This is a genomic window from Streptomyces sp. NPDC096105 (genome assembly GCF_044763335.1).
In the GTDB taxonomy this organism is placed as follows: Bacteria; Actinomycetota; Actinomycetes; order Streptomycetales; family Streptomycetaceae; genus Streptomyces.
The window spans coordinates 16,553-38,007 of record NZ_JBIWGC010000027.1; the positions used below are offsets into that span (position 1 = coordinate 16,553).

Consider the following 21,455-nt stretch of genomic DNA (forward strand, 5'->3'; position numbering starts at 1 on the left):
TCAGGCACGACCGTCCTGCAGGACGACGGACCGCGTGAGGTTGCGGGGCCGGTCCGGGTCGTACCCGCGTGCCTCCGCGCAGGCCACGGCCAGGCGCTGGGCGCGGATCAGATCGGCGAGCGGGTCCAGGCTTCCGGCCGTGCCGGTGGAGTCCGCGACCAGGGCGCCGCCGACCCGGTCGACGTCGTCGGCCAGTCCCTCCGGAAGCCGGCCGAACGCCCACGTCACGCGCCCGGGGCCGGTGATGCTGATCGGGCCGTGGCGGTACTCCATCGCCGGGTACGCCTCCGTCCAGGCGCCCGCAGCCTCCCGCATCTTCAGCGCGGCCTCCAGCGCCAGCCCGCACGTCCAGCCCGTGCCGAGGAACGTGAACTGCTCCGCACCGAGCACGATCCCGTCGAGCGTCACGTCCACGGCCCGCTCGGCGTCCCGGACGGCCGCCTCCAGCGGCAGGACGTCCGGGGGCAGGGCGTCCTCCGACTCCAGATGGGCGCGCAGCAGCGCCAGGTTGGCGGTGGCGAACCGGGTCTGGACCACGGACTCCTCGTCCGCGAAGTCCAGGACGGCGACGGCGTCGGCCGCCCGCATGACCGGAGTGTCCGGGTCGGCGGTGACGGCGCCGGTGGTCACGGTGCCCTTGAGCCGGTGCAGCAGGTCGAGCACCTCGGTGGTGGTGCCGGACCGGGTGATGGCGAGGATCCGGTCGTACCGCCGGCCGGCGGGGAACTCCGAGGCGGCGAAGGCGTCGGTCTCCCCGTGGCCGCCGGTCTCGCGCAGGACCGCGTAGGACTGGGCCATGAACCAGGAGGTGCCGCAGCCGACGACGGCGACGCGCTCGCCCCGCTTCGGCAGGGCCCCGGCCTGGCGCGGCAGGGACGCGGCGGCCTGACGCCACACGGTGGGCTGGGAGGCGATCTCGGCCGAGGTGCGGGACGAACTGATGGCGGACAAGGCGATGTGCTCCTTCAGGAACGGGGGAGGGGGGACACGGCGCGGCCGGCCGGCTACTTCACCGCGCCGGCGGTCAGACCGGACACCACATGGCGTTCGATGAAGACGAAGAGCACCACGACGGGCACGATCGCGATCACGGACGCGGCGAACAGGTAGTTCCACTGCACGGTGTAGTTGCCGATGAAGCTGTTGATGCCGACGGTCAGGGGCTGGCTCTCCGGGACGGTGGACAGGGTCAGTCCCATGACGAACTCGTTCCACGCGGCGATGAAGGTGAAGATGACCGCGGTGACCACACCGGGCAGGGCCAACGGCAGCGTCACCCGGAGCAGCGCGCCGCCCCGGCCGAGTCCGTCGATCATCGCTGCCTCCTCCGACTGCACGGGTATGGCGGAGAAATAGGCGGTGAGGATCCAGATCGCGAACGCCAGGTCGAACGCGGCGTTGCACAGCACCAGGGTCCACACCGAGTTGAGCATGCCCAGTTGGTGGAACTCGCGGTAGAGGCCCACCAGCAGCGAGGTCGGCTGGAACATCTGGGTGACCGGCACGAGCAGCAGGAACGCCTTGCGCCCGCGGTACCTGACGCGGGCCGTGCAGTACGCGGCCGGAATGGCGACGAGCAGCACCAGCAGCGTGGAGCCGCCGGCCACGAGGAGGGTGACGCGCAGGTTGCTGCCGAGGTTCGACTCCCGCCACACGTCGATGAAGTTGGACCAGGCGAAGTGGTCGGGCAGGTAGCCGGCGTCGCGCAGTTCCGAGGCGGGCCGCAGCGCGGTGATCACCATCTGCAGGTACGGCAGCAGGAACACGGCGGCGATCAGCCAGGCGACGGCGGCGACGACCACCGTGCGGGGCCGCAGCGCGCGCGGGGGACGAACCGGGCGGCGCGCCTTGTTCCCGCGCGAGCGTCCGGATCCGGGGCCGCCGACAGCGGCAGGGACCGTCTGCTGGGCCATCACGCCTCCTCCTGGTTCCAGCGGCTGACCTTGAGGAAGGCCGCCACCATCACGACGACCAAGGCGAAGTTGACGACCGACATGGCCGCGGACTCCCCGATGTCGGAGCTCTTGAGCTGGTACATGAACACCGTGGTGGTCGCCGTGTCGCTGTCCGGGCCGCCCCGGGTCATGCCCCAGATCACGGGGGAACGAGTTGAAGACGTTGATCAGGTTGATGACCACGCCGACCAGGAACGCCGGCCGCAGCAGCGGCAGCGTGACTCGCCCGTCTCGGCGAACGCGTCGACCAGGTTGTCACGGGTGGCGGGGGACAGCACCTCCTCGGCCTTGTGGAGGAGGCCGTCGGCGACCTTGTCGGCGTAGCCGCCGGTCTGCAGGACGTCCGGCACGTCGACCTTGATGTCCGGGTCGGCGGCCTCGAAGCGCCGTGCCACGTCCTCCCAGTAGACGGTGGAGCTGTTGGACACCTTGTCGCCGTAATCGGCCGCGACGAGCTTCAGGGTCACGGTTCCGTCCCCGGACTCCCCGGAGCCACCGCCGCCGCACGCGGTCAGGACCAGGGCACCGGCCGCACAGGCCGCCGAGAGGACGAGCATTCTCTTCTTCACTGCCGTCTACCGCCTTGTCTTCACGAGCGATGCGTGCACATGCTTAATAAATGAGCTTTACGAGCAGCAATGAGCATCTGTCGTGTCGGGTAGTATTCAGGCGAACCGCGGGTCAGGTCCATACGCCGTTATCCGACCGTTGCCAAAGGCGGACAGCCGGACTGCGCCGATGTGCGCAGAGTGACAATCTTTCGAGCAGGATCACGCACGGTGTTTCCCTGAGGCACCGCCGTCCGGCGTGTCCCTTACCGTGTCCGGAGCGCAGTACCGAGGCCGAGGGAGTCCGACACATGTCCAAGCACGAGCGGTGGAGCAAGCTGCTGGAACTGCTGGCCGGCGAGGGCAGGATCGACGTCGACGACGCGGCCTGCGCACTCGACGTCTCCCCTGCGACCATCCGCCGCGACCTCGACGAGCTCGCCGAGCAGCAGATGCTGGTCCGCACCCGCGGCGGCGCCATCGCGCACGGCGTCTCCTACGAACTGCCCCTGCGCTACAAGTCCTCCCGGCGCGCCCCCGAGAAGCAGCGCATCGCGACCGCCGTCGCCGGGATGATCGCCGACGGCGACGTGGTGGGCCTCAACGGCGGCACCACCACCACCGAGGTGGCCCGTGCCCTGGCCCTGCGGGCGGGCGGCAACCGCGAGGGACGGGGGCGGCGCGAGCCGGCCGAGACGTCGGCGCCCGCGTACACGGTCGTCACCAACGCCCTCAACATCGCCGGCGAACTCGCGGTCCGCCCCCAGGTGAAGATCGTCGTCACCGGCGGCGTCGCCCGCCCGCAGACGTACGAACTCGTCGGACCGCTCACCGTGGGCGTCCTCAACGAGGTCGTCCTCGATGTCGCGGTCCTCGGAGTCGACGGCGTGGACCCGCGGCTGGGGCTGATGACCCACCAGGAGGACGAGGCCAGCGTCAGCCGGCTGTTCGCCGAACGGGCGCGCCGCGTCATCGTGGTCACCGACTCCTCCAAGATGGGCCGGCGCGCCTTCGCCCGGATCTGCGGACTGGACCGCGTCGACGTGCTGGTGACCGACTCCGGCCTGCCCGCCGAGACCGCCGCCCGCCTCGGCGAGGCGGGCATCAAGGTCCACGCCGTCTGACGCCGGCCCCTACGGGGCGACGGCCATGGCGAAGACGTGGACGTTCCCGTTGGACGGCAGCACCACGAACGCCACCTGCTTCGACGCGTCCAGCGGCACGGAGTGGGCGAAGATCCGGTAGGCGATCCCCGCGTTGCCGTACCCGTCCGGCCGGTTGCGGCCGTCGGCGGACGCCACCAGGGTCGCACCGTGCGCATCGGCCGGGTCGAACGACCAGTTGGGGAACCCGAACCGGCCGCGGCTGCTGGTGCCGTCGGTGTAGTGGACGGTGGCCGTGCCGGTGGCCGCGCTGCCGACGCCCGACCCGAGGAACACGAGCCTGCTGCCCTGACCGGTCAGGGTGATCGCCTGGCCGGCGGACGAGACGTTGCCCGGGGTGCCCGGTTCCGCCTCGGGCCAGGTGAGTTCCGCACCGAGGGCGCGGACGGTGGCGCCGGGCGTCAGCCCGACGGCGGCCAGCTTCTGCGCGGAGAAGCTGTTGCCCTCCCCGTCGTAGTCGCCGGGCGCCGTGTCACCCTCGTCGGTGACGCCCACGTTGTCGTAGGCGGCGGCGAGACCGGGCAGCGGACTGCCGACGACCTCGGTACGGGTCCCGGTCGCCGAACCGGCCCCGTCCCCACCGCTGTAGGTCGCCGTGGCGGTGAACGTGCGCAGCACGAACCCGGGCCGTTTCTCCGGCACCCGGACACGGAACGCCGCCTCGGCGGACGCGCCCGCGGCGAGCGAGCCGGACACGGCGGCGACGGACGGCTGCACCGCCCAGCCGACGGGCCCCGCGAACGCCACCTTTAGCGACCGCATCCGCTGCGGCCCGGCGTTCTCCACGGTCACCGTGACGGTCGAGATCGCCGGACCGTCCAGGTCGACGGGCGAGACGGACACCTCGGTCCGCGCGGCCGGCGCGTCCGCCGGAGGCTCGGCGGCGGTGGCGGCGGACGCCGCGACGAGCGCCAGGGAGGCCGCCACCGCCACGGCTCTCAGCGCTCTGAGGGGACTGACCCGACGGGTCGCCTTCATGCGTCACACTCCTTCGGTCGAGTGGTCCGGAACGCCGCTCACGCGACGGGAGGCATGGCCGACTCACGGGAGTCCAGACCCATGCGGAGGTTGACCCAGGAACCGCGGGTGAAGTCCGGGTACGCCACCGGACGGCCCCCGGCGGCAAGGGACGTGACGCTCAGCGGCACCGGCGCGCACCAGGCGGCGGAGTCGTAGACGTCGATGTCCGGCACCAGGCCGGCCCGCATCACCTGCACGGTGCGCCACTGCAGGATGTAGTCCATGCCGCCGTGCCCGCCGTTGTTCGCGGCGTCGTCGCCGATCGTCCTCCACAGCCAGTGGTCGAACTCCTTGCGGTAGGCGTCGAAGGCGCGCCAGGAGTGCCCGCCGTGGTCCGGCTCGACGTAGATCCGGCCCCCGGTCGCCGACGTGCCCGCATAGTCCTCGAAGACCCCGCGGCTGCCCGCCAGACTGTTGATCCTGCTGTACGGCCGCGGCGAACTGACGTCGTGCTCCGCCCGGATCACCCGCCCCTCGGCGGTGTCGATCAGACAGGTGACGAGGTCGCCGTTGATGTAGGTCTCCTTCCACGAGGGATGGGACCGGTCGATGAAACGCTCCCGGTAGTCGGCGAGCCCCTTCGGCTCGGTGGCGGTCGCCCGCAGCACGGTCATGCGGTCACCGCGGTTGATGTCCATCGCGGCGGCGATCGGCGCCAGGCCGTGCATCGGATAGAACGACGCGGTGCTGCGCGTGTGCCACAACCGGCGCCAGGAGTCGGTGTAGTACGTGTCGGAGAACAGCAGCTCGCGCAGATCGTGCAGGTAGCCCCCGTGGCCGTTGGTGACGTCGCCGAACAGTCCGTCGTGCGCCATCTTCAGCAGGGCCAGCTCGTTGCGGCCGTAGGAGCAGTTCTCCGCCAGCATCAGATGACGGCGGGTGCGCTCGGAGGTGTCGACGAGGTCCCACAACTCGTCCAGCTCGGTGGCGACGGGCAGCTCGACGATGGCGTGCTTGCCGGCCTCCAAGGCTGCCTTGCCCTGCTGGTGGTGGAACTCCCAGGGCGTGGCGATGTACACGAGGTCGATGTCGTCCCGCTTCAGCATCTGCGCGTAGGCGTCCGCGGAGCCGCCGTGCTCGGCGGGGCGGGGCCTGCCCAGGGCGACGAGCCGGTTCGCCACGGACGCGGCACGGTTGGCGCGGATGTCGCAGACAGCGGTCACCCGGCATCCGGGAACGGCCGCCCAGCCCTCCGCCATCCCCGACCCGCGGTTGCCGAGACCGATGACCCCCACGCGGACGGTCCCATGGACGTCGAACGGCACGTCGATCATCGAGCGCTGGCCGCGACGGCGCGGGGGAGTGCGCACCGGCAGCGGCGCGTGTGCACCGACGGCCCCGGCCGCCGGCGCAGCGTGCGCCGCACCGGCGACCGCGGCGCCGGCAGCCGCAGCACCGGTGGCCAGGGCGCCGCCCAGGAGCAACCGACGGGAGACTGCGGGGAGTTCGGGCATGAGTGAACGCTCCTTCGATCCGGCGAACCAAGCATCACTGGCGGCAATGACTCTGGCGGGGGCGACGGAGACATGTCAATAGTTGCTCAGAGAGTCGCCACTTCGAGCAGGAACGCGCAAACTGCTCGCGCTCACGCGCTTCGCTGTCAGCCCGGCTGCCGGTGCACCGTCCCGTCGATCCGGACGGGCGCGAGGGGTGCGAACGGCGAGGTGCGATGCGGGGACGTCGAACAGCCCCTGAGTGCCTCCAGACGCTCACGGTGGTGATGGCGATGGCGATGATGACGGCGTGGGTGCGGGCGACGGGCCTCCTGGGAGCACCCCGACCGCTCAGCGCCGGTGCGCGTCCCCGACCGAACCGGGGAACTCGATCGCCCGCTGAGTGAAAAGCCCGGCGGCCCCCCGGTTCGTAGGACGTGAGCGAGCGATCCGCGAACAGATGCCGATCCCCCGGATACAGGAACAGCTCCGCGTCGCGTCAGCCGGCGACCAGCGCACGGGCGGCGTCGGCGTCCTCGGTGAGGAACGGATCGTCCTCCATCGCGTGCACCTGCACCGCCACACCGTCCGGCCAGGCCGCACCGAACTCGGACACCGGGAGGCAGGCGTGCACCAGCAGCGCGCCCCGCGCCCCGCCCCGCGTCCGCGCCAGCTGCTGCGCGGCCGTCACCCCGAGCGAGAAACCGGCGTAGACGACGTCACGGGGGAGGGCGTCGGCCGCGCGCACCCCACGAGCGGCGGCCTCCCCGAACCCGACCTGCTCCACGTGCGCCGTCCCCGCCTCCGGTCAACGCCACCCCTCCGGCCCGGACCCGTACTCGTGGCTGCCTCGTCACCCTTCCCCCGGCACCGCCGCACCCGTTCCCGCTTCAGCTCCTCCGGAAGTGGCGACGCGGCAGTTCGACCCACACGTCGGCCGGTCCCACGACGGCACGGCGGTCGGTGAGCCGCAGTCCGGCGTAGGCGCAGGAGTAGGCCACGGCGTGGTGGAGGTACAGGCAGGCGGTCAGCACCTCCTCCGTCGTGTCACCCCGCCGCGGCCCTCCGCCGGGGTGCAGGTCGGACGCCTCGATCACGCCGTCGCGAGCGATGCGGCCCTGGTTTCCGCTCTTCGGATTGGCGTACATCCCGTAGCACACCGTGCCCTCGGACAACCGACGGAGAACCCCCGTCATGTCCGGCGCGTACCCCCAGGGCTGTGTGACGACGCAGCCGCCGGGAACGGTCGTCACGCCGACGATCCGCAGACTCTCGTCCATGTCGTAGGAGTACGGATCGTCCAGCAGCAGGTCGACGACGTCACCGGCCGCCGGCGTCGCCTCGAGCCGCCGCACCGCTTCGGCGGCATCGATCCCGGCGACGCAGGCAAGCCCCGTGCCGTCGTAGTGAAAGGTGCCCAGGGCGGCGGTGAGCCGGTGTGCTTCCTCGGCGGCCGCCCGCTCGGCATCGGTCAGGCGCACCTCGTCGGGCACGGGAAACAGGTCGGGCGTAGGCCCGGCAAGGCTGAGCCGCCCCGGCGACCAGCCCGCGAGCGCGGGCCGCCAGGGATCGGCCCCGGCGGCAGCCAACGCCCGGGCGTTCTCCGGCTTGTGGTGCACCACGGCCTCCCACAGCGCCGTCACCCCGTCCTCCAGGGCGTCCACGTCCGCGACCCGCCCGGCCAGCTCCGCGACGACCTCCGGCGACCCGAGCACAGCCGCGCGGTGCAAGGGCCGCCCTCCGCCGCCCCATCTCTCCGGATCCGCCCCGGCGTCCAACCGCCGCCTCACCACGTCGACATCGGTCCAGTCCCACCCCGGACCGGCCCAGCCGTCATTCCTCCCCGACACGCGACCTCCTTCGGACACGGCCCACGCTCACGCACCCCACGCTGGCACAGGGGACCGACAACCGGCCGGCGCCCGGTCGTCAGACGCACCCGCCTGCCCCTTTTCCCGTGCCGGGACACCGGACTCGTCGGAGTCGTATCGGCCGCAGGGAGCGACGGAGCACACGCACCCCTCCCGCAGCCGTGCACGGCGTTCCTCGTCGACGAGCGGGCAGGACCGGCCACACCCCGTCGACGGCCCGCACCTCGGTACCGGTCCGCTCGTTCGTCCCACCGCGTACACCGGGGGTGAGAGATTATCGGCGGAGTCGCACACGCATCCGCCACCTCCCGTCGCGCGCGCCGCGCACGGCGGACGGGGCTGAGACCAAGGCATGGGGAGAGAGTGTCGGGACGCATGGAGTGGATGACACCGCGGCAGGCCGCGCCGCTGGCGCGCTGTGCGGCCGTGTTCGAACCGGGGGACCCCGCCCGCACGGGCCGGGTCGCCTTCTGGGACCCGGCCGGCGGCACACCGCCCCGGGCGCCGGGCGGCGAAGCGGGCGAGGCGGACCTCGTGGTCCCGGACGGCGACGGATTCACCGTCCGGACCGTGCCCGTACTGCGCCTGACCCCGGCCCACGCCCTGCCCGCCCTCCTCCACGCCCGCCGCACGGCCACAGCCACGACCACCGGCGACGGCCTCACCGGCGGCGACGGGACCCCACCGCACCGCGCCGCCGTCTTCTGGGGAGCGGTCGCCGCCCTCGCCCTGCACCTGATCGCCCGCGAACGCCTGCTCCCCGGCGTGTCCCCGGCCGGCTACGACACCTGGCGGGCCGGCCCGTTCGACGCCGACGACATCGCCCGCGTCCGGGAACTCGCCGACGCCGCCCCCGGCGAGGCCGTCGCCGTGCCCGGTACCGCCCCGACGGCATCGGTGCGGGCGTTCCTCGACGCCGTCGCCGACACCCTCCCGCGCACTCCCGCCGCCGAACTCGCCACAGGCCGTGCGGCGTTCGCCGCGACCGAACCCCAGCACGTACCGCAACTGCGCGCCTGGGCGGAGGAGATCTCCGCCGGACTCGACTCGGGCGTACGCATGTCCCTGCGCGTCGAACTCACCGACGCCCCCGGCACCCCTGGTGACGCGGAACCGCCCCGCCCCCGCCTGGTGCCCCGCGCCCACAGCCTGGCCGACCCCACCCTGGCCCTGGACGCCGACGAACTGTTCGCCCGCGCCGATCACGCCCTCGGACCGGGCGCCCAGGCCGACATGGTGCTCGCCGTCCGCCGTGCCGCGAGCGTGTGGGAGCCGTTGGGACGGCTGCTGCCCGTACCCACCGCCCTGGACCTGACCGACGAGGAACTGCGGGACCTGCTGGGCGGGGCCGCGGGACGGCTGGCCGGGCACGGCATCGACGTCACCTGGCCCGAGACGGCCACCGGGGCGCTCACGGCCCGCGCGGTGGCCGGCGCCGATCGGGTGCCGCCCGCCGACCTGCGTTCGTTCTTCGGCGGCGACGGCACCGTCGACCTGCGCTGGCGCATCGAACTGGACGGTGAACCCCTCACCGCCGAGGAGGTGGCGGCCGTCGCCGAAGGCGGGGCCGTGGTCCGGCTGCGCGGCCGCTGGATCCTCGTCGACGCCGGCGTCGCCCGCAAGGCCCGCGAACGCCGGCTGCCGCCACTCACCGCGATCGAGGCGCTCGCCGTCGCCCTGACCGGCCACACCGACATCGGCGGGGAGCGGGCACGGGTGGCGCCCAGCGCGTGGCTGGACGCCCTGCGCCGTGCCCTCGCCGATCCCGACGGCGGCGACGGACCGGTGGCGCAGCCCGCCCGCCTGACCGCCACCCTGCGCGACTACCAGCTGCGCGGCCTGCGCTGGATGGACCGCATGACCTCCCTCGGCCTCGGCGGCTGCCTCGCCGACGACATGGGCCTGGGCAAGACGATCCAGCTGATCTCGCTGCACCTGCTGCGCCAGGAACGCCCCGAGGACCGCGGCCCCACCCTGGTCGTCTGCCCCGCCTCCCTGCTGGGCAACTGGGAACGCGAGGTCGGCCGCTTCGCCCCGGGCACCCCGGTGCGCCGCTACCACGGCCCCGGCCGCACCCTCGACGGCGCCGACGAGGGCTTCGTCCTCACCACGTACGGCACCATGCGCCTGGACGCCGGCCGGCTCGGCGCGCACGCCTGGGGCCTGGTCGTCGCCGACGAGGCCCAGCACGTGAAGAACCCCCACTCCTCCACCGCCAAGGCGCTGCGGCTGATCGGCGCCCGCGCCCGCATCGCACTCACCGGCACCCCCGTGGAGAACAACCTCTCCGAACTGTGGGCGGTCCTCGACTGGACCACGCCCGGACTCCTGGGCACCCACGGCAGGTTCCGCAAGCGCTGGATCGCACCCATCGAGGCCGAACGCGTCCTCGCCGCGGACGGGGACGGGGACGGGGGGCAGCGCACCGCCCGCCTCCTGTCGGAACTGGTACGGCCGTTCCTGCTGCGCCGCCGCAAGACCGACCCGGGCATCGCGCCCGAACTGCCGCCGAAGACCGAGACGGACCGGCCGGTCGCGCTCACCGCCGAGCAGGAAACCCTCTACCGCGAGCAGGTCGAGACGGTGATGGGCGAGATCCGGGCCGGCGCGGGCGGCATCGCCCGCAGCGGCCTGGTGCTGAAGCTGCTCACCGGCCTCAAGCAGATCTGCAACCACCCCGCGCAATTCCTCAAGGAGGGGGCGGACGCGGCGCTCGCGGGCCGCTCCGGGAAGCTGGAACTGCTCGACGAACTCCTCGCCACCATCACCGCCGAGGGCGGCGCGGCCCTGGTCTTCACCCAGTACGTGACCATGGGCCGCCTGCTCGAGCGCCATCTGCGCGAGCGCGGCACCGCCGCCGCCCTGCTGCACGGCGGCACACCGGTCGCCAAGCGGGAGGAGCTGGTACGGCGGTTCCAGGACGGTGAGTTCCCCGTCTTCCTGCTGTCACTGAAGGCGGCCGGCACCGGCCTGAACCTCACCCGCGCCGACCACGTCGTGCACTACGACCGCTGGTGGAACCCGGCCGTCGAGGCCCAGGCCACCGACCGCGCCCACCGCATCGGCCAGACCAGGCCGGTGCAGGTGCACCGGCTGATCGCCGAGGGCACCGTCGAGGACCGCATCGCCGCCCTGCTGGAAGCGAAGCAGGAACTCGCCGACTCCGTCCTCGGCTCCGGCGAGCAGGCGCTGACCGAGCTGACCAACGACGAGCTGGCCAACCTGGTGGAACTGAGGAGCACGGCATGAGCGAGGCACAGGGCAGCGGCGCACGGGGCTTCCCCGCCTTCGCGGCACGCCGGGGCGGCCGCGCCCGCGGCCAGTCCTTCTGGGCCACGGCGTGGGTCGAGGCCATGGAGGACGTCTGGCCGGAGGAAGGCCCCCTGAAGAAGGGGCGTTCCCTGGCCCGGACCGGCCGCATCGGCCCGATCACGGTCAGTACCGGCCGGGTGGCGGCCGAGATCCACGGCGGTGAGGAGACGTACCGCACGCAGCTGACGCTGACCGTCCTGGACGACGACGAGTGGGACCTCCTCTGGGAGAAGACCGCCGGCCGGCCCGCCGAGACCGGGGCGCTGCTGGCCGGCGACCTCCCGGAGGACCTGCTGGAGGCCGTCGAGGACGCCCGGGTCCGCATGCTGCCCGGCTACGGCGACCTCGACGCCGACTGCGACTGCGACGCCCTCGACCACCCCTGCCCGCACGCCACCGCACTCGCCTACCAGCTGTCCTGGCTGCTGGACACCGACCCCTGGCTGCTGGTCCTGATCCGCGGCCGCGGCGAGCAGGAGGCGGTGGAGGAACTCAAGTCGGCGGTGCTGCTGAGGGCGTTGGCAGGTGACGACGAGGACGGCGAGCCGGGGGAGACAGAGGAGGGCGGGAGCCGGCCGGAGGCGACAGCCGGCACCCCGGACCCCGACGCGTACGCCGCGCAGCGCGCCGCCTACTCCCGCCCCACCACCGCACTGCCCGCCCTCCCCCCGCTGCCCGAACCACCCACCGCTCCCGAGGAACCGCTGACCGGCATCGAGGCCGACCCGCTGGACCGGCTCGCCGCGGACGCGGCCCTGCACGCCCGCGAACTCCTCGCCCACGTCCACGGGTTCGGCGCCGCACCACCGGAACCGCTCGACCTCTGGCAGGACACGGTGCGCCTGGCCGCCACCCACCCCGACCCACGCGCCGTGCAGCGGCTCCGCGAGGGCTGCGGCCGCCCCGGCGAGGACCTCGACCGCGCCGCGGCCGCGTGGCGCACCGGCGGCCGGGCCGCACTGGAGACCCTGGAACACTCCTGGACCCCGCCCGGACAGCAGGCCGCCCGCGCCCGCACGGCGCTCACCACGGCCTGGGAGGCGGAGGAACTCCCCCCGATCGACGTCGACGGCAACCACTGGACGCTCACCGGCCGCGACCTGCAGCTCCGTCTGGGCCGCGACGGCCGCTGGTACCCCTACCGCCGCCGCGACGACCGATGGTGGCCAGCCGGCCCACCGTCCGCCGGCCCCGCCGAGGCGCTCGCCGACCTGACCGGCCCGGCAGCCGGCGAAAACGCTGGTGACGGCCTGCCCTGACACGGTCTCGAACTGCCCGCCGGTGGCGGAGTCAGGCAGTCCGGTGAAGAGCAGGCCGTGGACGGCGCCGTCGAGCGGCCGGGACGTCCCGGCGGAGCGGGGAAGAGGGGTGTCCTCGCAGACGGGACGGCCCGGTCCGGCGATGCGGGGCGGGGGAGCGGTGGCCATGACCGGCTTCGTCCGTAGGCACGGCGGATCGGCTGCCGGTCGGCGGGGTCGAGCCGCGGGCGGAATCACTTCCGACAAGGCTGGTGAACCCGGTCAGCGGGCGGTCACGCCGGTCGGTCCCTTCCTCACGCGCGCTCCGGCCGGGAAGCGGTCCGTCTGCGACGCATGCCTGCACTTCAGGCCTCGTGCCCGATCATCGTCTTCGCCGCTGACCCGCACCGCCCGTGAAGTCAGCCCCGGGACGGGACCGGGCGGGAACCAGGTGCCCGCCGTACCGCCGAACCCGTCCGGTGAGCGTGCGATTCGGGGGTAGACGGGGGCGCATGGCACCGAAGAGTGAACGTACGCAGATCATGCGGGCCGTGCGGCAGCTCCGCCGCATCCGGTCCTTCTACGCCGCAGCGATGGTGTTGTGGGCCGGCTCGGCCGCGTTGACCGCCTGGCAGGCGTCCGGGGAGCGACAGTTGTGGGTCTGTGTCCTTCTCCTGGCCGTCTTCGCCGCGTTGTTCGTCACGGCGAGCGTTGCTCTACGGCGCCTCGCCGTCCCGCCCGCTGACCGACCGGTGCGCCGTGCCGCCCAGTCCCCGGTCTCGAACACCCGCCGTCACGCCCCTGCCTGAGCGCTGCGACTCCTGGTCGGGGGCCCGAACCCCGAGTCCTGGGACGTGACGTCCGGCGCGGCGGAGCCACCCGTGACGGCTCCGCCGCGCATCAGCTGCGGGTTCACCCCCATAGGCAGCGAGGTCGTGCTGCGTCCCGAACGGGGATGGCCAGGCGCGCCGACAGGGGCGGAATGACGAGCGTCCGCCCTGAAGGGCACCAGGCGCTCGCGGGTCACCGTGTGGGCCGGCCCGGCCGGAGGAGCAGCGACTGCTCCGCGGCCGGCTGGAAACCGCCGGCCAGCGTCTGGTCGGCCGCTCCGTGGATGCGGCGCGGCGAACTCGCACAACCCTTCCTGTGCTTCGCTGGTGCCGTGACCGCACAGGTTCACCGGGTTGCTGTCGGTGTGGAGTGCTCGATGAAGCGGATGTGCCGGTGTGACTCAGCGGTAGCCGGCCAGGCCGTCCGCGAGTTCTTCCTCGTCGCCGTCGCGGATTGCGCAGAGGGCTTGCTGCAGGGCGAATGTGCCGCGGATCGTCGCGATGCGAGTGAGGAGTCCGTGGTCCGACCAGGTGCCCAGGGTGAGCACCCGGTCCAGGACCTCGGGGCCGTGGCCGGCGCCGATGGCTGCGAGGTCCTCGGCCGGGTCGCCGAGTGTGACGTCGTCCCAGTCGAGTACCCCGGAGGGGTGCGGCAGGCCGTGCGTCCACTCCCACAGGACGTTTCCGGCACCGAGGTCGCCATGGGACCACTGCCTGGGTGAGATGGGGAAGGCTGTCGAGTGCTGTGAGCTCCCGCTCGGCCTGTACGCGTCCGTTGCCGGACATGAGCGGGAACAGCTCCGCGCGCACGTCCTCCGCGAACCGCCGCCAGTGGTCTTCCGCTGCCTGGGGGAGAACCGCCCGTACCGTCTCGTCGGTGCCGGCACGGGCCAGAGCGGACAGCAGTGTGGCGTACTGCGCCGCCACGGTGTCGGCCACTCGGGCATCGTTGAGGGCGTCGGTCTCCAGCGGTTCCCCGGGAATGCGGTCGAGTACCAGGAACGGCGCCTCGTCGGTGCCGTCGGTGCCGCCCTGGAGCAGCGGTTCAGGTGTGCGGAAGCCGAGGTCGAGGCCGGCGAGTGCGTGTAGTGCAGCCGCTCGCCGGGGCAGCCGGGCGGCTGCCGCCCGGGTGCGAGGCAGGCACACGACGCGGTCTGAGCCGATGACCACGGTGTGGAATTGCCCCTGACGTACGGCAAGGTCGTCCGGTTTGTCGTCAGGCAGCAGACGGCTCAGCAGAGCGCGGTGCGTCGTACGGATGCTCACGAGTGTCCTCTGGATCCTTCGCCGGGTCGGAGGCGATGCGCACGAAGTGCTGTCAGGCCGCGTCGGCGAGCGGGCGTCCTCACCGGCGAATGCCTTCTCGCTGCGGATGCGGGCGCGTTCCTTGCGCCGGGCGGCGAGTACGTCGGGGCGGCGGGCGTGGGCGCTGCGCCGGCGCAGGCAGGCGTGCAGGTCCGGGTCTGCGCGGGGTGGCCGCGGTGGTCGGAGTCGGCCAGGGTGAACTGCCGCAGCGGGCCGAAGTGAGCTTCGGTCGGGTCGGCCCAGGATGCGTGGGCCGGGGTGAGGCACAGCCACCTTGCCCTGCTCCGCCCAGCAGGAGCCCGCGATGGGCCGGATACCCAGCGGCCCGAACCCGCCGGAGGCGAAAACCCCGTCCGGGAAGCGGTCCAGCACCTCCTCGATGCGGTCCAGCTTGGCCTCGCGTCCGGGGCCGGGGACTCCTTCCAGGTTCTGGTGCGCTGGAAGGTGATGCCGCGGCGCCGGAGCGGGGCGGGGACGACCTCCCGCCCGTCGAGGGTCCAGGCAGGCCAGGCCGCTCTCGTCGAACCGGTGGATCACCTCCCGCGCCGTGTCCTCGTCGGCCAGGACCAGCTGGGCCGATCACAGGGACACGGTTCCCGCCGACGGACGCAGGCAGCATCGACGCCCGGCGACAGCGCACCGAACCGGTACTGTCCCGACGCACGACCTGCTGCAGCCCCTGCCCTTCCTGATCGGTCGGTCCGCGCACCCGCACGGGCTCGGCCACCACACCTCCAGCGATCGGAACGGACGTCACCACCCGTCCGACCGCTCCAACTGCCGACCCGGCGAACCTTTCCAGCCGGAGCACCCGTTGCTCAACACGGAGCCCTCCCTCCAAAGGCCGGCCCACGTCGTCGCCGACGGTCGTCCCGGCCCTCAGTGACTCACACCGGCGGTTTTCCGCGGGTCGTCCGCCATGATCTGCGCAGCCAGCCGCCGTACCTGCTCCTCCACCGGGTGGTCGCCGGTCACGATCAACTCGTACTGGTACCGGTCCATACGTTCGCCGGGCCCACCGGCTTGGTGGAAGTGGACATCCACCCCCTCGGGGCTGGTGAGTTCCTCGGGAAGACCGGGCTCCTCGCGTCGTGGCGAGACGCTCGTGAGGACGCAGCCCCAGCGCTCGAACCAACCGCTGTCCACGAGCCTCTCCTCGAGCAGCCGGGCGACGGTGTCGACCGGCTCCTCCCAACTGCGGTCCGAGGCCGCCCGCGCCAGCTCGGCTTCGTACTGGGCGCTGTCGAAGCGGTGTTCCGGCGGCACCGCTGCGGTGCCGCCGGTGTTCTCCCAGGACTCCCAGAGCACATGATCGCCCTCGCGGCGGATGGTGACGTACAGGGCACCGCAACAGCCGGCTGTGCAGGTCGGCTCGGAGATCATGACCCGCCGGGGTTCTTGTGCGACTGCCAGCGGCCAGCTCTCGGCCGGCCCCCTCCAGTACGCGCAGCTGGGGGCGAGACCTTCCGGGTGCACTGCCCTCAGGACGTCCACGCCGTCGACCAGAGGACGCACCTCGGCCCAGGGATCCGCCGCCCAGTCGTCCGGAATCCTGTGCTGCAGAGTCAACGTGCTGATCGTCGGATGCCGGGCCACACGCCCATGATCGGTCGCAGGAGCGCAACCGCGCACCCCGTTTTCTCGGCTGTGAGCCCCTGCCTGGTCCTCGCACCTTTCCGGTGAGCGAGGAAAGCGCCCCGACGGTCCCGGACCGTGCAACGGCCGCCGTGGGCACGGCAGTCGTGAGATCGTCCCAGGCATGGATGTCCCGCCGTTCAGTCCCGCTGTCGTGAAGGCCGCCTTCAGAGACGTGACGTGGATGCACGTGTCTCGCCCCGCGGTGCGAGCTGCGGCGTCGGTGACGAGCACATTGCTGACGGAGATCATCGACGGCGCGAGGGAAGCGGCGTCGGAGGAGGGCCGGAGGGTGCTCCTTCCCCGGCACCTTGTTTCGGCGATCGACCGGAACGTGGAGGTGGATGTGGCGGACGAATGGTACGCCCACAGCCCGACGTTCCGGCGCCTGAACGGTGCCGTGCACGACGCCGGGGGTGCCGTCGTGCCGTCTCGCAGGGACGGCAGGTCGGGCGAGCCCGAGCTGAGCGCGGTGGCCGGCGCGCACAGGTGCGAGGCGGGGGTCAGGAGGCTGCTGCGGCGTCAGCAGGTCAGGGCCGTACCGGCGATGGTCCGCGAACTGAACGGCATCGCGAGCGTGTTTCTGATGCGCCTCGCCCGGGACGCGGCCACGGTCGTCAGCGAGGGCGGAGTCCGACGTTTCGGGACGGTCACCCTGACGATGCCGGGCGAACCGGCCCCGCCTCCCTCCTCCGAGGATCCCCTGCGGGTCGCTTCCGCCCGCGAGGGGGACAGGCGGACCATCGGCGAGGACGACGTCCTGGCCGCCGTCACGATGCAGTTGTTCGGCGGCAGCGTCAGGCAGCGAGCCCTCACCGAAGCGCGCGAGGCGACGCACAGGCGCCCACCCGTCTGACGGGGGACCAGCGGGCCGCCCCGGTGACGAGCCGCGCCGGGCTCGTCGGGCCCGGCAGCCTCACCAGTCCTGGGCGGTCCGCAGCAGGCCGGGCTTCAGCACCCACCACCGGACTGCGGCCCACCGGGCGCAGCCGTAGCCGGCCCGTCGGAATCCCGAATGGCTCATGTCGGCGCCCCTGCCGGTTCTCCGGCGGATGTGCGGCCCAGTGTCGTCGTGGCTTCGTCGGCACGGCCGAAACCTCTCTGCGTGCTGCTGCTGTTGGCTCCAGTGCCCCGCGAACCAGGGGCGGTCCGGCAGGGGGAGCCGTGAGACGGCACGTCGCCAGGGGAGAGGCCGGGGAGTGCGGCCGACACCGGGCACGCGTCCCGACGCGGCGGTGTTCGCGCGTCGGTCAAACCCGGGGCGAGCCCCTTGTTTCCCCTGCCGAGGCGCCGGCCCCGTCCCGTCGTCCGCAGCCTCACGCCCCCGAGGCTTCATCGCGGTTCGGCTCCGGATCGAACGGCCGACGGCGTCGAAGTGGGTGATGACGTCGTCGCTCACGCCGTACCCTCCGGCGCCGCCGGGGCGATCTCGGCGATCAGGTCCTCCACGAGGGCCTTGATCTCATCGCGGATCGGGCGGACGGCGTCGACACCCTGCCCGGCCGGGTCGTCGAGCTTCCAGTCGAGGTAGCGTTTGCCGGGGAACACCGGGCAGGTGTCGCCGCACCCCATCGTGATGCAGACGTCCGACTCACGGACCGCGTCGGCGGTGAGCGCCTTCGGCGTCTGGGCGGAGATGTCGATGCCGACCTCGGCCATGGCCGCGACGGCGGCCGGGTTGACGCGGTCGCCGGGGTCGGAGCCGGCGGAGCGGACCTCGACGCGGTCACCGGCCAGGTGGGTCAGCCACGCTGCGGCCATCTGGGAGCGGCCCGCGTTGTGGACGCAGACGAACAGGACGGACGGCTTGTCGGCCATGGTGATCGTTCTCTCTCGTCGCAGGACGGATACCGCCCACCGCCGCCAATGACGTCAGCTTCCGCTGATATCAGCGAGCAGTGATGTGAGAGTATCAGCGCATGCTGACTTCAGTCGATCCTGAGGTGATCCGGGTGCTGGGCGATCCGCTCCGCCTGAAGATCGTCACCCTGCTGGCGCGCGAGACGCTCTGTACGACGCACCTGGTGGAGGAGACCGGAGCCAGGCAGACCAACCTGTCCAACCACATGAAGGTGTTGCGCGAGGCCGGGATCGTGGAGACCGAGCCGTGTGGCCGCTTCGTCTACTACAAGCTCAAGCCCGAGGTCCTGGCCGGTCTGTCCGAGCAGTTCGCCGGACTCGCCGCCTCGGCCCGCACCGCCGCCGAGAACAAGAGGGCCTGTCCGTGACCCCCGCCGAGCCCGCCACCGCACGCGCCCGAGGCGCCGACGCGGCCGGGGACGACTCGATCGTCAAGAAGCTCTCCACCCTCGACCGCTACCTCGCGGTGTGGATCCTGCTCGCCATGGCCGTCGGCCTGGGCCTGGGCCGCCTGGTCCCGGGGATGAACGACGCGCTCGCGAAGATCGAGATCGGCGGGATCTCCCTGCCGATCGCGCTCGGCCTGCTCGTGATGATGTACCCGGTCCTGGCCAAGGTCCGCTACGACCGGCTCGACCGCGTGACCGGCGACAAGAAGCTGATGGTCTCCTCGCTGGTCATCAACTGGATCGTCGGCCCCGCGGTGATGTTCGCCCTGGCGTGGACCTTCCTTCCGGACCTGCCCGAGTACCGCACCGGCCTGATCGTCGTCGGTCTGGCCCGCTGCATCGCCATGGTCATCATCTGGAACGACCTCGCCTGCGGCGACCGCGAGGCCGCGGCCGTCCTGGTCGCACTGAACTCGGTCTTCCAGGTCCTCGCGTTCGGGCTGCTGGGCTGGTTCTACCTCGACCTCCTGCCGCGCTGGATGAACCTCGGCGACGGCCAGGGCCTGGACGTGTCCGTGTGGCACATCGCGCTGAACGTCGTCGTCTTCCTCGGCATCCCGCTGCTGGCCGGCTTCCTGACCCGCCGCATCGGCGAGCAGAAGCTGGGCCGTACCGGCTACGAGGCGACGTTCCTGCCGAGGATCGGCCCGTGGGCGCTGTACGGGCTGCTGTTCACGATCGTCATCCTCTTCGCCCTGCAAGGGAGGACCATCACCTCCCAGCCGCTGGACGTGGCCCGGATCGCGCTGCCGCTGCTGGTGTACTTCGCGGTCATGTTCTTCGGCGCCTTCCTCCTCGGCAAGGGCCTGGGCCTGGCCTACGACCGCACCGTGACCCTCGCCTTCACCGCGGCGGGCAACAACTTCGAGCTGGCCATCGCGGTCGCCGTCGCCACCTTCGGCGTCACCTCCGGTCAGGCCCTGTCCGGCGTCGTCGGCCCGCTCATCGAAGTCCCGGTGCTGATCGGCCTGGTCCACGTCGCGCTCGCCTGGCGCGGGAAGTTCGCCGCCGACGCGGTGACGACAGCCCCGTGACCCAGCACACGGACGTGGTGGTGGTCGGCGGCGGCCAGGCAGGACTCGCCGCCGGCTACCACCTGCGCCGCCAGGGCCTCGACTTCGTGATCCTGGACGCCGGCGCCGCGCCCGGCGGGTCCTGGCGGCACATGTGGGACTCCCTGCACCTGTTCTCCCCGGCCGGGCACTCCTCGCTGCCCGGACGGCTCATGCCCGCCCAGCCCGGTGAGACGTACCCGGACGCCGGGCACGTGGTGGACTACCTCACCGACTACGAGAAGCGCTACGACCTGCCCGTCCGGCACGGCGCCCGCGTGCGGGCCGTACGCCGCGACGGCGGCGGGCTCCTGGCCGAGTCGGAGGCCGGGACATGGCGGGCCCGGGCGGTGATCAGCGCGACCGGCACGTGGTCGCGTCCCTTCCTCCCCGCCGTCCCCGGCCGGTCCGTCTTCGCCGGGCGGCAACTGCACACGGTGAATTACCGTTCCCCGGCCGGCTTCGGAGGAAAGCGGGTCCTCGTGGTCGGGGGCGGCAATTCCGGTGCCCAGATCGCAGCCGACCTCGCCTTGGACGGACGCGTCGAGACGACCTGGGTGACGCGGCGCCCGCCGCGGTTCCTGCCGGACGACATCGACGGCCGAGCCCTGTTCGACGTCGCCACCGCCCGCCGTCGCGCCCTGGACGCGGGCCGCGGCGACACCGGCGGGGTGGCCTCGCTCGGCGACATCGTGGCCGTACCGCCGGTCCGCGCCGCCCGCGACGCAGGACTCCTGTCCGCGAGGCCGATGTTCGCCCGGCTCACCGCCGACGGTGTCCGGTGGGCCGACGGCAGCCAGGCCGGCGCGGACGCGGTCATCTGGTGCACCGGCTTCCGTCCCGCTCTGTCCCACCTCGCGCCGCTGGACCTGCGCGGGCCGCGCGGCCGCGTCCCCACCGACGGCACCCGCACCCTGGGCGAGCCACGGCTGCACCTGCTCGGCTACGGCGACTGGACCGGCCCGGCGTCGGCCACGCTCATCGGCGTCGGCCGCACCGCCCGGGACGCCGCCCGCGACATCGCCGGCCTTCTCACGTAGGCGCCGCAGGGACCGGTCTCGCCGGGAATCAGAAGGGGACGTGCTGCCGGACCGCGGGCGGTTTCAGGTGCACCGCTCCCGGCCGCGCGCATGCATCTGCCGTCGAGGGCGAAGCCGTCCGCGGCGGCGTCGCCCCGGACGGCGATCCCGACGCGCTCCCGGCAGGGCCGGAGGCGGGCTCAGCCGCTTCTCGGCCGCCTCCGTCCCGCCCGGATGACAACCGCCGGCCTCGTCCGCCGCCGCTCCTGGCGGCTGCGCGCCGCCGACCCCGTCCCCGGACGCCCCGGCGGGCGCCGGCCTGCGGTCATGCGGCAGCCGACGGCCCCACCAGCAGTCGGCCCATGGCGGCCAGTACGGACGGCTCCACCCGGTAGTAGACCCAGGTGCCACGCCGCTCGGAGGTGAGCAGACCGGCCTCCTTGAGCTTCTTCAGATGGTGGGACACCGTGGGCTGGGAGACGCCGACGTCGGAGATGTCGCACACGCACGCCTCGCCGCCCTCGTGCGATGCCACGGCGGAGAACAGCCGCAGCCGGACCGGGTCGCCGAGCGCCTTGAACATCCGGGCGGCCGTCTCCGCCTCTTCGGCGGTCATCGGGCGCTCGGTGAGCGGCGGACAGCACGGCGACACCTGGCCATCGGCGGGATCGAGCAACGGCAGCACCTTGGCATTCGACATGCGTCTATGTTGACATACGTCGAACCAGTGCGGGAGGTCGCCGGGCCCGCCACCGGCGCGCGAGG

Annotated in this window: 18 protein-coding genes and 3 pseudogenes; 8 read left to right on the top strand and 13 right to left on the bottom strand. The window is 72.7% G+C overall.

Annotated features, from left to right (window positions below):
* The 4 genes and pseudogenes from ACIQ8B_RS29535 to ACIQ8B_RS29550 form a co-directional block, all read right to left on the bottom strand.
* The gene (locus ACIQ8B_RS29535; protein WP_403550979.1) at positions 1-951 is read right to left on the bottom strand and encodes an SIS domain-containing protein; all 951 of its coding nucleotides are present in this window, start codon (positions 949-951) and stop codon (positions 1-3) included.
* Positions 952-1,004: 53 nt separating this feature from the next.
* Entirely contained in the window at positions 1,005-1,913 is a 909-nt protein-coding gene (locus ACIQ8B_RS29540; RefSeq protein WP_403550981.1) for a carbohydrate ABC transporter permease, read from the bottom strand.
* Positions 1,913-2,177 (bottom strand): annotated as a pseudogene (locus ACIQ8B_RS29545) (carbohydrate ABC transporter permease); the annotation flags it as partial. The pseudogene ACIQ8B_RS29545 and the gene ACIQ8B_RS29540, both read right to left, overlap by 1 nt.
* Positions 2,123-2,524, bottom strand: coding sequence for a hypothetical protein (locus ACIQ8B_RS29550; RefSeq protein WP_403550983.1), 402 nt, complete (start codon positions 2,522-2,524; stop codon positions 2,123-2,125). The pseudogene ACIQ8B_RS29545 and the gene ACIQ8B_RS29550, both read right to left, overlap by 55 nt.
* A gap of 290 nt (positions 2,525-2,814) precedes the next feature.
* Between ACIQ8B_RS29550 and ACIQ8B_RS29555 the strand changes: the two genes are divergently transcribed.
* A complete protein-coding gene (locus ACIQ8B_RS29555) occupies positions 2,815-3,627 on the top strand; it encodes a DeoR/GlpR family DNA-binding transcription regulator (RefSeq protein ID WP_403550985.1) in 813 nt (270 codons plus the stop codon).
* 9 nt (positions 3,628-3,636) lie between these two features.
* Here the strand turns inward: ACIQ8B_RS29555 and ACIQ8B_RS29560 are convergent, their stop codons facing one another.
* The 4 genes from ACIQ8B_RS29560 to ACIQ8B_RS29575 form a co-directional block, all read right to left on the bottom strand.
* Positions 3,637-4,644 carry an NEW3 domain-containing protein gene (locus ACIQ8B_RS29560; RefSeq protein ID WP_403550987.1) on the bottom strand — a complete coding sequence of 336 codons (1,008 nt, stop codon included), beginning with the start codon at positions 4,642-4,644 and terminating at the stop codon, positions 3,637-3,639.
* A 38-nt stretch (positions 4,645-4,682) separates the two neighbouring features.
* Positions 4,683-6,140, bottom strand: a complete 1,458-nt coding sequence (locus tag ACIQ8B_RS29565; protein ID WP_403550989.1) for a Gfo/Idh/MocA family protein — start codon at positions 6,138-6,140, stop codon at positions 4,683-4,685.
* 478 nt (positions 6,141-6,618) lie between these two features.
* Positions 6,619-6,906 carry a hypothetical protein gene (locus tag ACIQ8B_RS29570; protein WP_403550991.1) on the bottom strand — a complete coding sequence of 96 codons (288 nt, stop codon included), beginning with the start codon at positions 6,904-6,906 and terminating at the stop codon, positions 6,619-6,621.
* Between the two features lie 103 nt (positions 6,907-7,009).
* On the bottom strand, positions 7,010-7,969 hold the full coding sequence (locus tag ACIQ8B_RS29575) for an ankyrin repeat domain-containing protein (RefSeq protein ID WP_403550993.1): 960 nt from the start codon (positions 7,967-7,969) through the stop codon (positions 7,010-7,012).
* A 396-nt stretch (positions 7,970-8,365) separates the two neighbouring features.
* Here ACIQ8B_RS29575 and ACIQ8B_RS29580 point away from each other — a divergent pair, with 396 nt between their 5' ends.
* The 3 genes from ACIQ8B_RS29580 (at position 8,366) to ACIQ8B_RS29590 (ending at position 13,349) form a co-directional block, all read left to right on the top strand.
* A complete protein-coding gene (locus ACIQ8B_RS29580; RefSeq protein WP_403550995.1) occupies positions 8,366-11,239 on the top strand; it encodes a DEAD/DEAH box helicase in 2,874 nt (957 codons plus the stop codon).
* A complete protein-coding gene (locus ACIQ8B_RS29585) occupies positions 11,236-12,561 on the top strand; it encodes a hypothetical protein (protein ID WP_403550997.1) in 1,326 nt (441 codons plus the stop codon). Before ACIQ8B_RS29580 ends, ACIQ8B_RS29585 begins: the two co-directional genes overlap by 4 nt.
* Positions 12,562-13,052: 491 nt before the next feature.
* Positions 13,053-13,349, top strand: coding sequence for a hypothetical protein (locus ACIQ8B_RS29590; RefSeq protein ID WP_290003762.1), 297 nt, complete (start codon positions 13,053-13,055; stop codon positions 13,347-13,349).
* Positions 13,350-13,771: 422 nt separating this feature from the next.
* On the opposite strand, the pseudogene vph reads toward ACIQ8B_RS29590, so the two are convergent.
* The 3 genes and pseudogenes from vph to ACIQ8B_RS29605 form a co-directional block, all read right to left on the bottom strand.
* Positions 13,772-14,636 (bottom strand): annotated as a pseudogene (gene vph, locus ACIQ8B_RS29595) (viomycin phosphotransferase).
* Positions 14,637-14,688: 52 nt separating this feature from the next.
* Positions 14,689-15,402 (bottom strand): annotated as a pseudogene (locus tag ACIQ8B_RS29600) (helix-turn-helix domain-containing protein).
* 152 nt (positions 15,403-15,554) lie between these two features.
* Entirely contained in the window at positions 15,555-16,271 is a 717-nt protein-coding gene (locus ACIQ8B_RS29605; protein WP_403551000.1) for a hypothetical protein, read from the bottom strand.
* Between the two features lie 163 nt (positions 16,272-16,434).
* On the opposite strand from ACIQ8B_RS29605, the gene ACIQ8B_RS29610 reads away from it, so the two are divergent.
* Positions 16,435-17,166: a hypothetical protein gene (locus tag ACIQ8B_RS29610; protein WP_403551002.1), complete on the top strand. Its 732-nt coding sequence runs from the start codon at positions 16,435-16,437 to the stop codon at positions 17,164-17,166.
* 539 nt (positions 17,167-17,705) lie between these two features.
* Here ACIQ8B_RS29610 and ACIQ8B_RS29615 read toward each other — a convergent pair.
* Entirely contained in the window at positions 17,706-18,128 is a 423-nt protein-coding gene (locus ACIQ8B_RS29615) for an arsenate reductase ArsC (protein ID WP_403551004.1), read from the bottom strand.
* Positions 18,129-18,229: 101 nt separating this feature from the next.
* Here ACIQ8B_RS29615 and ACIQ8B_RS29620 point away from each other — a divergent pair, with 101 nt between their 5' ends.
* Genes ACIQ8B_RS29620 through ACIQ8B_RS29630 form a run of 3 tightly spaced genes read left to right on the top strand, consistent with a single transcriptional unit; the run spans position 18,230 to position 20,711 of the window.
* The gene (locus ACIQ8B_RS29620) at positions 18,230-18,538 is read left to right on the top strand and encodes an ArsR/SmtB family transcription factor (protein ID WP_403551006.1); all 309 of its coding nucleotides are present in this window, start codon (positions 18,230-18,232) and stop codon (positions 18,536-18,538) included.
* Entirely contained in the window at positions 18,535-19,653 is a 1,119-nt protein-coding gene (arsB, locus tag ACIQ8B_RS29625) for an ACR3 family arsenite efflux transporter (RefSeq protein ID WP_403551008.1), read from the top strand. The genes ACIQ8B_RS29620 and arsB overlap by 4 nt, the downstream gene beginning before the upstream one ends.
* Positions 19,650-20,711, top strand: coding sequence for an ArsO family NAD(P)H-dependent flavin-containing monooxygenase (locus ACIQ8B_RS29630; protein WP_403551010.1), 1,062 nt, complete (start codon positions 19,650-19,652; stop codon positions 20,709-20,711). Before arsB ends, ACIQ8B_RS29630 begins: the two co-directional genes overlap by 4 nt.
* A 304-nt stretch (positions 20,712-21,015) precedes the next feature.
* On the opposite strand, the gene ACIQ8B_RS29635 is transcribed toward ACIQ8B_RS29630, so the two are convergent.
* Positions 21,016-21,390 (bottom strand): ArsR/SmtB family transcription factor, encoded by a 375-nt coding sequence (locus ACIQ8B_RS29635; protein WP_403551012.1) that lies wholly within the window; start codon positions 21,388-21,390, stop codon positions 21,016-21,018.
* Positions 21,391-21,455 lie beyond the last annotated feature (65 nt).

Coding starts and splice junctions, on each gene's coding strand:
- ACIQ8B_RS29565 (WP_403550989.1), bottom strand. CDS start 6,140: ATGCCCGAACTCCCCGCAGTCTCCCGTCGGTTGCTCCTGGGCGGCGCC.
- ACIQ8B_RS29615 (WP_403551004.1), bottom strand. CDS start 18,128: ATGGCCGACAAGCCGTCCGTCCTGTTCGTCTGCGTCCACAACGCGGGC.
- ACIQ8B_RS29635 (WP_403551012.1), bottom strand. CDS start 21,390: ATGTCGAATGCCAAGGTGCTGCCGTTGCTCGATCCCGCCGATGGCCAG.
- ACIQ8B_RS29555 (WP_403550985.1), top strand. CDS start 2,815: ATGTCCAAGCACGAGCGGTGGAGCAAGCTGCTGGAACTGCTGGCCGGC.
- ACIQ8B_RS29560 (WP_403550987.1), bottom strand. CDS start 4,644: ATGAAGGCGACCCGTCGGGTCAGTCCCCTCAGAGCGCTGAGAGCCGTG.
- ACIQ8B_RS29590 (WP_290003762.1), top strand. CDS start 13,053: ATGGCACCGAAGAGTGAACGTACGCAGATCATGCGGGCCGTGCGGCAG.
- ACIQ8B_RS29580 (WP_403550995.1), top strand. CDS start 8,366: ATGGAGTGGATGACACCGCGGCAGGCCGCGCCGCTGGCGCGCTGTGCG.
- ACIQ8B_RS29620 (WP_403551006.1), top strand. CDS start 18,230: ATGCTGACTTCAGTCGATCCTGAGGTGATCCGGGTGCTGGGCGATCCG.
- ACIQ8B_RS29585 (WP_403550997.1), top strand. CDS start 11,236: ATGAGCGAGGCACAGGGCAGCGGCGCACGGGGCTTCCCCGCCTTCGCG.
- ACIQ8B_RS29540 (WP_403550981.1), bottom strand. CDS start 1,913: ATGGCCCAGCAGACGGTCCCTGCCGCTGTCGGCGGCCCCGGATCCGGA.
- ACIQ8B_RS29610 (WP_403551002.1), top strand. CDS start 16,435: ATGGATGTCCCGCCGTTCAGTCCCGCTGTCGTGAAGGCCGCCTTCAGA.